General features: G+C 72.5%; 15 protein-coding genes, 1 tRNA gene and 1 pseudogene. 3 read left to right on the top strand and 14 right to left on the bottom strand.

All coding sequences use genetic code 11. The features are described from left to right. Positions 1 to 103 precede the first annotated feature (103 nt). Positions 104 to 493: a VOC family protein gene (locus LJB71_RS02700; RefSeq protein WP_259302998.1), complete on the top strand. Its 390-nt coding sequence runs from the start codon at positions 104 to 106 to the stop codon at positions 491 to 493. Positions 494 to 555: 62 nt separating this feature from the next. Here the strand turns inward: LJB71_RS02700 and LJB71_RS02695 are convergent, their stop codons facing one another. The 11 genes and pseudogenes from LJB71_RS02695 to LJB71_RS02645 all read right to left on the bottom strand — a co-directional run bounded on the left by LJB71_RS02695 (position 556) and on the right by LJB71_RS02645 (position 9,185). Next, positions 556 to 1,029 carry a CZB domain-containing protein gene (locus tag LJB71_RS02695; protein WP_259302997.1) on the bottom strand — a complete coding sequence of 158 codons (474 nt, stop codon included), beginning with the start codon at positions 1,027 to 1,029 and terminating at the stop codon, positions 556 to 558. Positions 1,030 to 1,241: 212 nt separating this feature from the next. Beyond that, positions 1,242 to 2,558, bottom strand: coding sequence for a tryptophan--tRNA ligase (locus LJB71_RS02690; RefSeq protein WP_259302996.1), 1,317 nt, complete (start codon positions 2,556 to 2,558; stop codon positions 1,242 to 1,244). 124 nt (positions 2,559 to 2,682) lie between these two features. Beyond that, positions 2,683 to 2,811, bottom strand: coding sequence for an entericidin A/B family lipoprotein (locus LJB71_RS02685; RefSeq protein ID WP_259304715.1), 129 nt, complete (start codon positions 2,809 to 2,811; stop codon positions 2,683 to 2,685). 91 nt (positions 2,812 to 2,902) lie between these two features. Then, positions 2,903 to 3,055, bottom strand: coding sequence for an entericidin A/B family lipoprotein (locus tag LJB71_RS02680; RefSeq protein ID WP_259302995.1), 153 nt, complete (start codon positions 3,053 to 3,055; stop codon positions 2,903 to 2,905). Between the two features lie 148 nt (positions 3,056 to 3,203). After that, positions 3,204 to 4,127, bottom strand: coding sequence for an arginase (rocF, locus tag LJB71_RS02675; RefSeq protein WP_259302994.1), 924 nt, complete (start codon positions 4,125 to 4,127; stop codon positions 3,204 to 3,206). Positions 4,128 to 4,178: 51 nt separating this feature from the next. Then, positions 4,179 to 4,254 (bottom strand) — tRNA-Thr (locus tag LJB71_RS02670). A 48-nt stretch (positions 4,255 to 4,302) separates the two neighbouring features. After that, positions 4,303 to 4,659: a hypothetical protein gene (locus LJB71_RS02665; RefSeq protein WP_259302993.1), complete on the bottom strand. Its 357-nt coding sequence runs from the start codon at positions 4,657 to 4,659 to the stop codon at positions 4,303 to 4,305. Between the two features lie 350 nt (positions 4,660 to 5,009). Beyond that, positions 5,010 to 5,728 (bottom strand): annotated as a pseudogene (locus LJB71_RS02660) (type III pantothenate kinase). Beyond that, complete coding sequence (gene birA, locus LJB71_RS02655; protein WP_259302991.1) at positions 5,725 to 6,714, bottom strand: bifunctional biotin--[acetyl-CoA-carboxylase] ligase/biotin operon repressor BirA; 990 nt, start codon at positions 6,712 to 6,714, stop codon at positions 5,725 to 5,727. The pseudogene LJB71_RS02660 and the gene birA overlap by 4 nt, the downstream one beginning before the upstream one ends. Beyond that, positions 6,711 to 7,331, bottom strand: coding sequence for a glycerol-3-phosphate 1-O-acyltransferase PlsY (gene plsY / locus LJB71_RS02650; protein ID WP_259302990.1), 621 nt, complete (start codon positions 7,329 to 7,331; stop codon positions 6,711 to 6,713). Before plsY ends, birA begins: the two co-directional genes overlap by 4 nt. A gap of 27 nt (positions 7,332 to 7,358) precedes the next feature. Then, a complete protein-coding gene (locus tag LJB71_RS02645; RefSeq protein ID WP_259302989.1) occupies positions 7,359 to 9,185 on the bottom strand; it encodes a DegV family protein in 1,827 nt (608 codons plus the stop codon). Positions 9,186 to 9,312: 127 nt separating this feature from the next. Here LJB71_RS02645 and LJB71_RS14475 point away from each other — a divergent pair, with 127 nt between their 5' ends. Both LJB71_RS14475 and LJB71_RS02640 read left to right on the top strand, forming a co-directional pair. Beyond that, positions 9,313 to 9,615: a hypothetical protein gene (locus tag LJB71_RS14475; RefSeq protein WP_310649376.1), complete on the top strand. Its 303-nt coding sequence runs from the start codon at positions 9,313 to 9,315 to the stop codon at positions 9,613 to 9,615. Further along, on the top strand, positions 9,557 to 10,390 hold the full coding sequence (locus LJB71_RS02640; protein WP_310649375.1) for a zinc-dependent peptidase: 834 nt from the start codon (positions 9,557 to 9,559) through the stop codon (positions 10,388 to 10,390). Before LJB71_RS14475 ends, LJB71_RS02640 begins: the two co-directional genes overlap by 59 nt. 9 nt (positions 10,391 to 10,399) lie before the next feature. On the opposite strand, the gene LJB71_RS02635 is transcribed toward LJB71_RS02640, so the two are convergent. The 3 genes from LJB71_RS02635 to LJB71_RS02625 all read right to left on the bottom strand — a co-directional run bounded on the left by LJB71_RS02635 (position 10,400) and on the right by LJB71_RS02625 (position 13,003). Beyond that, positions 10,400 to 11,845 carry an ATP-binding protein gene (locus LJB71_RS02635; protein WP_259302988.1) on the bottom strand — a complete coding sequence of 482 codons (1,446 nt, stop codon included), beginning with the start codon at positions 11,843 to 11,845 and terminating at the stop codon, positions 10,400 to 10,402. 31 nt (positions 11,846 to 11,876) lie between these two features. Next, complete coding sequence (locus LJB71_RS02630) at positions 11,877 to 12,560, bottom strand: response regulator transcription factor (protein WP_259302987.1); 684 nt, start codon at positions 12,558 to 12,560, stop codon at positions 11,877 to 11,879. Positions 12,561 to 12,637: 77 nt separating this feature from the next. Continuing rightward, positions 12,638 to 13,003 (bottom strand): hypothetical protein, encoded by a 366-nt coding sequence (locus LJB71_RS02625; protein WP_259302986.1) that lies wholly within the window; start codon positions 13,001 to 13,003, stop codon positions 12,638 to 12,640. Positions 13,004 to 13,091 lie beyond the last annotated feature (88 nt).

Below are 13,091 nucleotides of genomic sequence, written 5' to 3'. Positions count from 1 at the left end.
CCCCTCGACGGCGGACTCCGGCCCGCCGTCGTTGCGACCGCCCGCCGTGCCCGCGACTGCGCGCCGGCACTAGCATGACGGCCCGCCCACCGGAGACTCCGCCATGGCCCATCGCAGCCGCCTGGCCGGCTTCATCATCGACTGCCGGACCGACGACCTCGACGCCGCCGCCGACTTCTGGGCGCAGGCCCTGGGCTGCACGGTCGCCGAGCGCGATGCGGGCGATGCCGCTGCGCGCTACCAGCGGCTGGGCGATACGCCCGGTGATCTGCACATCGAGGTGCAGCAGGTGGCGCATACCTCGCGCGTGCACCTCGACATCGAGGCCGACGACGTGCACGCCGAAGCCGCCCGGCTGGAAGCGCTGGGCGCGCGGAAGATCGCCTTCGTGCGCGAGCGCTGGTGGGTGATGGAAGCGCCGACCGGCCAGCGCTTCTGCGTGGTGCCGATGGCGCATCCCGAGCGCGGGTTTCCGCCGCGGGCCTGGAAGTGAGCCATCCCGCGGCGGGGGCGCAGCAATGCACGGCACCCGCTATCGCGGGCGCCTGGACGGCCTCAGCCCAGCCCGCGCGCGCGCATGAAAAGCCGTACCAGCGCCAACTGCACGCGATCGGACATCGCCCGCATCTTCTTCAGGCCTGCCTCGGCCTCATCCCTGCGACCATCCAGATGCGCACTCAGGGCGTCACCCACGCACAGGTGAAACTCCGCATGGGTCTGCAATAGGGCGCCGTACTCATCACTTCCAGCGAACTTGGCGCGACCCTCGCCGTGCAGCCACTGGCCTAGCGCGCACAGGTCATCACGCGCCACCTTGTGCACCTCCGGCGGCTCCTGCTTGCCGTCCATCACGTCTTGCAGGCGCTGCTTCCAGGCCGCATGCGCGTCCAGCGCCGTCCTCATGTCCAGGCTGCCGAGATGGCCCTCACCCTCGCCGAAGGTCAGTGCCTCCAGCGGTGCCGACGGCGCAGACTTGGTTGCGCTGACATCCTTGCTCGCATTGCGCTTGAACCAGTCCAGCAAACCCATATTTGACGCCTCCGGGGCGAATTTAGGAGAAAGGCCCGCCCGTGCACGCGCTCACATCCGCTGAATGACGACGGTCGCCCTGCATGCCAGCAAGCCGCATGCCATAAGCGCGATGACAGGCGCAGGCTGGCTGCCCCCGGCTAGTTGCCCCTGGCTGCCCCGGCGGGCTGCCGCAGAAGGTCAAAGCTTGACTCAGGGACTGACGCTGCGGGTCAGCCCGCCGTCACCTTACCCAGTTGGTCAGCCACGAACGCCGCCAGCGCGGCGTTCACTTCGTCGGTGGTGACGCCCTCGCCCAGCATGAAATCGCTAGCGGCATCGCCCACTTCGCCCTGCTTGAGCGCCGCCAGGCGCTGGCCGGCGTCGCGCGGGGAGTCGAAGCCGATGCTCTGCAGCAGCACGCGCTCGCCCTGCACCAGCTTGAAATAGAACTTGCCGTCGGCGTCGCGATACTGCTTGAAGGTCGACGCCTCGCCGGCCTTGCGCGGGCGTTCCGCCGTGGCGGCCACGCGGATGCGGGAAAGGTCGCGCAGGCCCACCGCCTCGCGCAGGCGCGCGATCATGGGCCGCGCATAGGCCTCGCGCAGGCGCGCGGCGCCGTCGCGCAGGACCGTCTCGATCTCCGCCGGGCGCGCCAGCAGCTCCGCGTAGCGCTCGCGCAGCGGCGCGAGTTCGGCGTCGATGCGCTCGAACAGCGCCTGCTTGGCCTCGCCCCAGGCGATGCCGGCGGCGAACGCGGCGGCGAAGGCGGCGGTCTCCTCGCGCGAGGCGAAGGCCTGGTAGAGCTGGAACAGGGCCGAGCCCTCGGTGGGCTTGGGCTCGCCCGGCGCGCGCGAATCGGTGACGATGCCGGCGATCAGCTTCTTCAGCTCGGCGCGCGACGCGAACAGCGGAATGGTGTTGCCGTAGCTCTTGCTCATCTTGCGTCCGTCCAGGCCCGGCAGGGTCGCCACCTGCTCGTCCACCACCGCCTCCGGCAGCACGAAATATTCGCCGCCATAGACGTGGTTGAAGCGCTGGCCGAAGTCGCGCGCCATCTCGATGTGCTGGATCTGGTCGCGCCCCACCGGTACCCGCTGCGCGTTGAACAGCAGGATGTCGGCCGCCATCAGCACCGGATACATGAACAGTCCGGCGGTGATCCCGGCATCGTCGTCCTCGCCCTCGGCGCGGTTCTTGTCCACCGCCGCCTTGTAGGCATGCGCGCGGTTGAGGATGCCCTTGCCGGCCACGCAGGTCAGCAGCCAGGTGAGCTCGGGGATCTCGGGGATGTCGCTCTGGCGGTAGAACCAGACCTTGTCCGGCTCCAGTCCGCAGGCCAGCCAGGCGGCGGCGATCTCGAGCGTGCTGCGCTGGGTGCGCGCCGGGTCCTGGGCCTTGATCAGGCTGTGGTAGTCGGCCAGGAAATAGAAGCTTTCCACCTCCGACCCGCGCGAAGCGGCGATCGCCGGGCGGATTGCGCCGACATAGTTGCCCAGATGCGGGGTGCCGGACGTGGTGATACCGGTGAGGACGCGGGTCTTGCTCATTCGATGCTGCACGCAGGCACGATGGAACGGGCCTGCATTCTACCCGCCGCGGCAGGGGCCGCCCGCGTGGCCCGGACGCGCAGGGCCGGCGCGGAACCGGCCCTGCGGACGCGACGCAGGCGTCTTACTTGCCGGCGCGCTCGATCGCCTCGCCGGCCTTCTTCACGTCCTTGCCGACGCCCTCGACGGTATTGCAGGCGGTCAGCGCGACCATGCACGCCAGCATCGCCAGGACCAATTTTCCCAAACGCATCATCGCTGCTCTCCAGTGGAAGGACGGCGGCAGCTTAGAAGCCGGGCGGCGGGCGCGCAACGCCCCGCCGCCCGCGCATCGGTGCGCGCGTTCAGCACTTCATGTCCTTGCAGTCCTCGGCCTTCTGCTCGACCTTTTCGCCGACCTTCTGTACGTCTTTGCCGGCACCGGCGATGGTGTTGCAGGCGGTCAGGGTGGTGCTGGCAAAGGCGGCCAGCAGGGCCAAGGCAAGCAAACGCTTCATGGGCAAACCTCCGCGGACGATGGTGGGCGCAGGCACCTCCGTGCCCGCACGTCGATGGAAGCATCCCGCTGCGTGAAGCCGGCGTGGACGCCGGGCGCTGCGGCCGAACCGCAGGTGAACCGCAGTCGCCCGGCTCCGGCCCTGGCGTTCAGTCGCGCATCAGGGTGGACTTGCCGAACAGGCTCTCGACCAGATCGACCGCCAGCTTCGCGGTGGCGTTGCGCTTGTCCAGGGTCGGGTTGATCTCGACCAGGTCGAGCGAGCCCAGGCGGCCGGTATCCGCCACCATCTCCATGATCAGCTGCGCCTCGCGGTAGTTGATCCCGCCCGGCACCCGGGTGCCGGTCCCTGGGGCGATCGCCGGATCCAGCATGTCCACGTCGAAACTGACGTGCAGGTGGGTGTCCGCATCCACGCCCTCCAGCGCCTCCTCCATCGCGCGGCGCATGCCGACCTCGTCGATGTAGCGCATGTCGTAGATGTCCAGGCCATACTCCTTGACCAGCCGCTTCTCGCCCGGATCCACCGAGCGGATGCCAACCTGGCGCACCTGCTCAGGAGTGATCGCAGGCGTCACCCCGCCGAGGCCGGTCAGTGCCTCCGGCCCCAGCCCGCACAGGCAGGCCACCGGCATGCCGTGGAGATTGCCGCTGGGCGTGATGGCGGAGGTGTTGAAATCGGCATGCGCGTCCAGCCACAGCACGCGCAGGCGCTTGCCGCTCGCGCGGCAGTGCGCGGCGACCGCGGCGATCGCGCCGATCGCCAAGCAATGGTCGCCGCCGAGCAGAATCGGCAGGCGGCCGGCCTGCAGCTCGCGGGTGCTGCAGTCGAACACCGCGCGGTTCCAGGCCACGACTTCCTCGAGATGGCGGTAGCCACCGCTGGGCGGGGCCACCGGATTGCGCGGACCCTGCAGGTCGCCGACGTCGCGCACATCGACCCCGCGCGCAGCCAGCGCCTCCACCAGCCCGGCCACGCGCAGGGCCTCCGGGCCCATCGAAGCGCCGCGCCGGGAAGCGCCGATGTCGGTGGGGACGCCGAACACGGACACGGGCGGATAGGAACGGGTCATGGTGCCTCCTGCATGGCGCTGGGCGCCCGCGCGCGGCAGGCATCCCGGGACTGGTGCCGCTTGTCCGAATCGAACGGACGACCTGCTGTTTACAAGGCAGCTGCTCTACCGACTGAGCTAAAGCGGCGCGAACTTGGATTCTAGCAGCCGCGGCCGACGCCGGCCGCGACGCGGCTCAGCGCGCCGCGGGGCAGGCCTGCGCGCGCGCGGGGGCGATCGCCGCCAGCCGTGCCGGCTCCACGCCTGCGGGGATGCGTGCGTCCAGCCAGCCCACACTGGCGGCCGGTTCCACCGGGGCCATCTGCGCCTGCACGCCCTTGCCGGCCAGTTCCTCCACTCGCCGGCGTGCGCCGGCCTCGCTGCTGAAACGCCCCAGCGCAATGCCGTTGGCGTCCGCGCCGGCCGTCAGCACGAACAGGTCGCGCACGCCCGCGGCCTGTAGACGCGCGGCCAGCGCCTGCGCCTGCTCGCGCGAAGGCAGTGGCGGCAGGAACACCTTCCAGCCGCGCGCCTTGCCGGCGGCGGTCGGCACCGCGCGCACCGCCCCCCGAGCGCAGCCAGCGCCACCTGCGCGGCATCGCGCGCCGCCGTGTCCGCGAACGGGCCGAAGCGCAGGCAGGATTCCGCCGCCGAGACGGTCGCGGATGGCAGGGCGAGGCCCGGCGCGGCAGGAGCGGGGGATGACGCAGCGGGCACGGGCGCTTCGTCCCGCGCACCGGTCTTTGAAGATTCGGCTACCGCTTCCGCCAGCAGGCGCAACCCGGGGCCTTCCGGCCTCGCCACCTCCAGCGGCGGCGCGGGCGCAAAAGCCCACCAGCTGGCGGCGCCGAGGTTGAGCATGACCAGCATCACGATGGCGGCGCGCAGCGGCATCGCCGCAGTTTATGCGATCCGCAGCGCGTGCCAGCGCGCCAGCCCCTGCAGCACCGCATCCGGCACCCAGGCATGCGCCGGCAGCTGCGCGCGCAGCGCCTCGCCACCGCCGCCGTGCAGGCGCAGCGCCGGCATCCCCCCAGCAGATCGCGCGCCGCGTGCAGGCTGCGCTCGATCAGCGCCAGCGCGGCGCCCTCGCAGCCGGAGGCCAGCGCCGCGGCGGTATCGTCCGCGAACTCGGCGTAGGCGCCGCCGCGCTCGGGCAGCTGCGCGGCGCGCGCGTGCAGTGCCTGCCGCATCAGCTGCGGCGACGGCGCGATGCGGCCGCCGCGATGGCGCCCCGCGGCGTCCACCAGATCCAGGGTGAGCGCGGTTCCGACGCCCACCACCAGCACGGCCTGGCCATCGCACTGGCCCAGCATGGCCAGGAAGCGGTCCACCCCCAGCCGCTGCGGGGCCGGGTAGGCGATCCGCAGCGGCCCCAGCGCGGCCTCGGTGGCGACCAGGTGTATCCGCGCGAAGCGCGGCAGCAGCGCTTCCAGCAGCGCCACCCGGCGCGCCTCGGAGGCCACGCTGGCAATGCAGGCCACCGCGCCGGACGGCAGCGCCTGCAGCCAGGCCTCGCCCTCGTCGTGCACCAGCGCGCGCACCGCGCCGAGGCGGCCATCGGCCCGGAGCGGGGCGCATTTCAGGCGGGTATTGCCGAGATCGAACAGCCAGGTGCTCATGCGCGCACGCTCACGTCGCCGGCGTGCAGCAAGCGCTCGCGGCCGTCCTCGCCGCACACCCGCAGCGCGCCGTCGGCGGCGATGCCCAACGCCAGCGCGGCGGAAGTCCCGGCCGCTTCGTGCAGGCGCACGCGGCGGCCGGCGAGCGCATCCAGCGCGGCATAGCGCGGCAGGAACGGCGCCAGCCCCTCGGCGTCGAACTGCTCCAGCGCGGGCAGCAGGTGTCGCAACAGCCGCGCCACCACCGCGTTACGCGGCGGCGGCAGCGACGCGAGGGCCGCCAGGTCGATCCACGGCTGGTCGATGGCCGCGGCGAAGGCCGGTGGCATGCGCACGTTCAGGCCCAAGCCGACCACCGCGCGCGCCGCGCCGCCGGCCTCGCCGCCGCCTTCCACCAGCAGCCCGCCGAGCTTGCGCATCCCGGCGCCCTCGGCCACCACCAGGTCGTTCGGCCATTTCAGGCGCACCTGCGGGAACCCCAGCGCCTGCATCGCCTCGGCGGCGGCGATCCCTGCCACCAGGCTCAAGCCCCCCAGCCGTGCCAGCCCGCCTTCGAAGCGGCGCGCCAGCGACAGGTACACATGTGCCGCCAGCGGCGATGCCCACTGCCGGCCACGCCGGCCGCGACCGCCGGTCTGGCGCTCGGCCAGCAGCACCGCGCAGCCGTGCGCTGGCGCCTCACGCTGTAGCAGGCAAGTGTTGGTGGAGTCCAGCGTCCACGCCACCTCCAGCGCGGCCAGTTCGGCGCGCACGGCGGCGGGCAGCGCGGCGCGAATGGCGTCTGCCTGCAGCAGATCCAGCGCCTGTGCCAGATGGTAGCCGCGCCCGGGCAGCGCGGTGATCGCCAGGCCGGCCGCGCGCAGGGCCTCGATCCGCTTCCACACCGCGGCGCGGGTCAACCCGAGCTCGGCGGCCAGCACGTCGCCGCTGACCGGCCCTTGCGCCAGCCGCCGCAGCAGCGCGCGCTCGTCGCGGCCCTCGCTCATGCGCGCGACCGCCAGCGGTGCCACAGGCGCGCCCGTTCGAAGCGGGATTCGGTGCCGCGCCGCAGCCGCTGCAGATTGCCGCGGTGGGTGAACAGCAGGAACAGCGCCATCACCACCGCAAATCCCATTCGCATGCCATCCGTCTGCTGCCACCATGCGAGCAGCGGCAGGCCGAGCGCGGCCAGCACGGTGGCCAGACCGACATAGCCGCTGGCCACCAGCACCGCCAGCCATACCAGCAGCAGCGGTGGCACCGCCAGCGGCCACAGCACCAGCAGCGCGCCGACTGCGGCCGCGGCACCCTTGCCGCCGCGGAAGCCGTGCCACAGCGGCCACACGTGGCCGACCACCGCCAGCGCCGCCGCCGGATACGCCCAGCCCGGCGCCAGGCGCAGGCCCAGCCCGGCCGCGAGCGCGCCCTTGCCGAGATCGATCGCCACCACTCCCAGCGCGAAGCGCCAGCCCAGGGTGCGCAGCGCGTTGGTGCCGCCGGCATTGCCGCTGCCGTGGCGGCGGATGTCCACTCCGCGCAGGCGGCCCAGCAGCAGGCTGCCGGAGAGCGAGCCCAGCAGGTAGGCGGCCAGCAGCACGCCCGCATCGAGTGCCGTCATCGTCATGCGCGGATGATACGCAGCCGCGCGCACTCAGGGCGCCGGCTGCAGCCCCACCACCAGGGCGCCCTGGCCGGCATGCGCGCCGACCGCCGGGCCGACTTCGACCAGATGCGCCTCGGCCACGTCCAGGCGCTGCCGCAGCGCGGTGAGCAGGCGCTCGCCGTCGGCCAGAGCATCGGCATGCCCGACGATCAGCCGCCAGCGCTGACCATCCGGCACCCGCCGCGCCACGTGGCGGGCGAACGCCTCCGGCGCGCGCCGCCGCGCCAGCAGCCCGCCGGCGACCTTCAGCAGGCCCTCGGGACTGACCTGGGCGATCGGGGTCAACCCGGTCCAGCGCACCAGCGGGCCGGCCCAGCGCGGAATGCGGCCGCCGCGCACGGCGTGGCGGATGTCGCGTGCCATTGCCCAGGTGCGGGTGAGCGGCCGCAGCCGCTGTACTTCGGCGGCGATCGTCGCGGCATCCGCGCCGGCCTGCGCCAGTTCGCCAGCACGCCAGGCCAAGAGCGCCTGCCCGGCGCTGACCTGGCCGCTGTCCACGCACCACGGCGGCCGCGCCTGCGCGCGGGCGGCGGTCTCGGCCGACTGCAGGGTGCCCGACAGCGGCCGCGACAGGCCCACGTACACCGCCGCCGGCTGGTAGGCCAACACGTGCTCGAAGATCCGCCGGAAATCGCCCGGCGGCGGCTGGCTGGTCTGCGGCAGCTGCGCCGAGGCCGCCATGCGCCGATAGAACTCGGCCGCACTCAGCCCCAGCCGGTCGAGATAATCGCGCCCGTCCAGGCTCACCCGCACCGGCACCACGTGGACGCCGTAGCGGTCGGCCAACTCCTGCGGCAGGTCGGCGGCACTGTCGGTGATCACCGCCACCTGCCCCGGCGATTCCACGCTGCGCTGCTGCAGCAGCATGTCGTCGGCCTTCATCGCCTCCACCCGGCCGAAGGCGGCGCATACGTCGAACAGCACCTGCGGGGCCCCGGCATGGCCGTGCACGCGCACCCGGCTGCGGCTGCCGGCCACCACCAGCGAATCGATGCCCTGTGTCTCCAGCGCCGCGCGCAGGGCGGTGCGATCGATCGCGTCCCCGACCAGCAGGCATTCGGTGCAGAACCGGCGCTCGGGATCGATGTCCTCGTGCACGTGTGGCGGCGACTCCGCCGCGTGCTGGCCGAGCCCCGCGCTCACCCGCAGCGTGCGCGGGCCACCTTCGGCGTAGTCGGCGATGCCCTCCAGCCAGTCCACGAAGCCGCGCGCACCGGCATCCACCACCCCGGCCTTGTGCAGCATCGGCATCTGCCGCGGGGTGTCCGCCAGCGCCTGCCGCGCGCGCTGCAGAGCCTGCGCGTAGGCCTCGCGCAGGCCATAGCCCTGGCGCCGCGCGCCTTCCTCCAACGCCTCCGAGAACGCCGAAATCACGCTCAGGATGGTGCCCTCCACCGGCTGCGCCAGCGCCGCGCGCGCGCTGTCGGCCCCGCGCCGCACCGCCTGCGCCAGCGCCTGCATGTCCAGCCGCGGCAGGCCGCGCGCCTGCTCGCCAAGGCCGACCAGGAACTGCGCCATGATCGCTCCGGAATTGCCGCGCGCGCCGTCGATGGCTTGGCTTCCGACCTGCTCCAGCAATTCGCCGGCATGCCGGCTGCGCCGCCCGAGCACGCCATGCAGCACGCTGCCGAGGGTCGCGGCCAGGTTGCTGCCGGTATCGCCGTCGGGCACCGGGAACACGTTGATGCGGTTGAGCTCCTCGCGCGCGGCGATCACCCGGCGCGCACCGGCGATCAGGGCGCGGCGCAGGGCGGCGGCGGTGACGAACGACGGGGCGGGCGCGGGCAGGGCGGGATCGAGGACGGCATCGTGCATTCCGCCAGTGTGCAGACAGGCACGCACGCACGCTTGCTGCGGCGCAGCAGCACCGGCCCGCCGGCGCTGCTATAGTCGGCTGCCGGACCGGTGCATCCGCCCCGTCCGCCCTCGCCCGGTACCGTCCATGCGCCTGCCCTCCTCGCGCCAGTTGCTGGTCTGCCTTGCCCTGACGGGCGCGTTCGGCCCGGTCGCCGCCGCCGACATGCGGCATCCGGCCCCGGACAGCACCCCGCCGACCGACCCGGCGCCCGCGCAGCTCGACCGCCTGGACGAGGTGGACATCGACGGCGCGGTGGCCGCCAGCCATCCCGCGCGCGCGCCCAAGCCGAAGGCCACGCCCGCGCTGCCGGTCCGCGGCGGCGGCAGCGGTGACAGCCGGATGCTGCCCTCGCGCTTCCACAGCTTCCTGCCGGGTATGTTCCGCTGAGTCCGCGGCCGTCGTGATCTGGCCGTTCTCGCGCCGCCGGCGCGCGCCGTCCCCGCCCACCCTCGATCCCGCCCTGCTGCGCCAGGCCGGCGCCGGCCTGCCGTGGCTGCGCGGCCTCGACCCCGCGCGCCGCCAGCGCCTGCACGCGCTGGCAGCACGCTTCCTGCACGAGAAAACCATCACCCCGCTGCAGGGTCTGCGCCTGGACGACGTGCAGCGCCTGCGGCTGGCCCTGCTGTGCTGCATGCCGCTGCTGGAGTTCGGCAGCGAGGGCCTGCACGGCTGGCGCGAACTGGTGGTGTACCCGGGCGCGTTCCGGGTCCGCCGCAGCCATGTGGATGCCTACGGCGTGCTGCACGAAGGCGAGGAAGAGCTGATTGGCGAAGCCTGGCTGCACGGGCCGGTGATCCTGTCCTGGGCCGACATCCGCGCCGACATCGCCGCCCCGGCCGAAGGCTATTGCGTGGCGGTGCACGAGATCGCGCACAAGCTCGATGCCCTGGACGGGGTGATGGACGGCACCCCGCCGCTGCCGCGCGCCTGGCAGCGGCAGTGGGCAGCGGATTTCCAGCGCGCCTACGATGCCCTGTGCGCCACCGTCGATGCCGGGGGCGACAGCGCGATCGACCCCTACGCGGCGGAAGCGCCCGAGGAGTTCTTCGCGGTCTGCAGCGAATACCACTTCAGCCAGCCGCAGCGGCTGCGCGCGGCGCTGCCGGAGGTGGCCGCGCACCTGCAGCGCTTCTACGGCGACCCGCTGCTGCCGGGCGCGTAAACGGCGCAGCTACAGCCCGCCCGGCAGTTCGACCTCGAAGCGCGCGCCGCCCAGTTCCTCGGAACGGCCGACGTGCAGTTGGCCCCGGTAGCTCTTGACGATGTCCTGCACGATCGACAGGCCGATCCCGTGGCCCTGCACGCGCTCGTCGCCACGCACGCCGCGCTGCAGGATCAGCGGGATGCGCGCCTCCTCGATCCCCGGCCCGTCGTCCTCGACCACGATGCTCAGCCCCGGCCGCTGTCCCGGCGCTCCCGCGATCTCGCGCACGCTCAGCAGTACCCGCGCCTTCGCCCACTTGAACGCGTTCTCCAGCAGATTGCCGAGCAGCTCCTGGAGGTCGCCGAGCTCGCCGTGGAAGCGCGCTTCCGGGGCGATGTCGAACTCGCACAGCACCCCTTTACGGGCGTACACCTTTTCCAGCCCGACCACGATCTGCTCGGCCTGCGGCTCGATCTCGACCGGCGCTGCGAACAGCTGGTGGCCGGAGCGCGCCGCGCGCGCCAGCTGGTAGCTCACCAGATCGTTCATGCGCTGCAGTTGCGCGTCCACTTCCTCGCGCAGTTCGGCCTCGCTGCTGCCGCTGTCCAGGCGCGCGCGCAGCACCGCCAGCGGCGTCTTCAGGCTGTGCGCGAGATCCGCCAGGGTATTGCGCTGGCGCTCGAGATTCTCGCGCTCGCTGCGGATGAAGGCGTTGATGCTCTCGGTCAGCGGCTCCAGCTCGCGCGGATGCGCCTGGCTCATGCCCGCGGCCTCGCCGCGCTGCACCCGCTTGAGCTCGTCGATCACGTCGCCCAGCGGCCGCAGGCTCCAGCGCAGCACGAACATCTGCAGCAGCAGCAGCACCAGGCCGGCGCCGCCCAGATACCACCACAGCGCGGCGCGGAACGCGGACACCTGGCGCGCCAGCGCGGTGCTGTCCTCCAGGATGTACACGGTGTACGGGATCTCGCGGCCGCCGCCCTCGTCGCTCAGGGTCAGGCCGTAGCCGAAGCGGTAGGCCAGGCCGGGCGCGCCGTTGATCTGCCTCAGCGGCAGCGGGCCTTCGAATACCTGCTTGCCGGGCGGCAGCATCTCCGCCGGCGGCAGTTCCGGGCCCTGCGCCGACTCCGATTCCCAGGCGCCCTTCTCCAGCACGATCTGCGCGTACAGGCCGCTGCCGGGACGCCGGAACCGCGCATCCGGCGGATCCCACGGCGGAATCACGCTGCCGTCGCGGGCAAAATCACTGTTGGCATACGCCAGCGCATAGCTGTGCAGGCGTTCGCGCAGTCCGCTTTGCGCGGTGCGCTGGAACGCGCCGTCGAGGGCGAAGCCGGCCAGCGCCAGGAAGGCGACCAGGCCCAGGCTGGCCGCCCACAGCTGGCGCGAGCGCAGGGAACGCGGCTGGGCGATGCGCAACCGCCGCGCGCGCGGCGCGGCGGTGGCGGCAGGATCGTCGGGGGTGGCCGTCATGCGCGGCGCGGGCTTGGGCGGCGCGCCGCAGTCACTCGCCGGTGCGCGCGATGGCGAAGCGGTAGCCCCGGCCGCGCACGGTCTCGATCGGCTTCAACTCGCCGTCCGGGTCCAGCTTCTTGCGCAGGCGGCCGATGAACACCTCGAGCACGTTGGAATCGCGGTCGAAGTCCTGCTGGTAGATGTGTTCGGTGAGGTCGGCCTTCGAGACCAGCTCGCCAGCGTGCATCATCAGGTACTCGAGCACCTTGTACTCGTAGCTGGTCAGGTCCACGTTGCTGCCGTTGACGCTGACCGTCTGCGCGGCCAGGTCCAGCATCACCGGGCCGCATTCCAGGGTCGGCTTGCTCCAACCGGCGGCGCGCCGCACCAGCGCGTTGATGCGCGCCAGCAGTTCCTCGACGTGGAACGGCTTGACCAGGTAGTCGTCGGCGCCCTGCTTGAGGCCGTCCACCTTGTCCTGCCAACTGGAGCGCGCGGTGAGGATCAGCACCGGGAACTTCTTGCCTTCGTCGCGCAGGGCCTTGATCAGCTCCATGCCGCTCATCTTGGGCAGGCCGAGGTCGATGATGCCGACGTCGAACGGCACTTCGCGGCCCATGTACAGGCCTTCCTCGCCGTCCTGGGCGGCGTCCACCGCGTAGCCTTCGCGCTTCAGGCGGGCGGCCAGGGTCTCGCGCAGCGGGGCTTCGTCTTCGACGAGCAGGATACGCATGGTCACTCCTTCGGGAAACGGTCGAAAGGGCGTTTGCAGGGTGGGGTGGGGCGATGCGAACCGGGTGCCTGAATGACTCAGTCGTCGTCGCCGTCGCGGGTGGGCGAACGCCGCCCGCCGTCGCCGCGGCGGGCGGGATCCTGCATGTACACGCGCACCCGGCCCTGGTCGTCCACCACCTTCACCCGGTGCATGTCGCGGCCATCGAACTGGATGCGTTCGGCGGAGAGGACCTCGCCGCGGGTGTCGCGCTCGGCGCGGCGCACCGCGTCCGACAGATTGTCGCGCCGCTGCGGCATCTGCGCCTGCGCCTGCTGCGCCTGCGGACGCTCGCGCGGGGCCGCCTGCTGCATCCACGGCGGCAGCTGCTGCGCCCACGCCGACGCCGCCGGCAGCGCGGCCGCGGCAAGCAAGGTCAACGAAGCGTGCGGAAGACGGGACATGGCGTGTCTGTGGCGAACGACGGGTTGGCTGGCATTCTTGGAATCCGGGGGTGAACCCCCCTGAAGTTTCCTGAACAGGATAGCGCGT

This window comes from Thermomonas sp. S9, from assembly GCF_024704365.1.
Taxonomy (GTDB): Bacteria; Pseudomonadota; Gammaproteobacteria; order Xanthomonadales; family Xanthomonadaceae; genus Thermomonas.
This window is presented reverse-complemented; position numbering and strand designations above follow the sequence as displayed.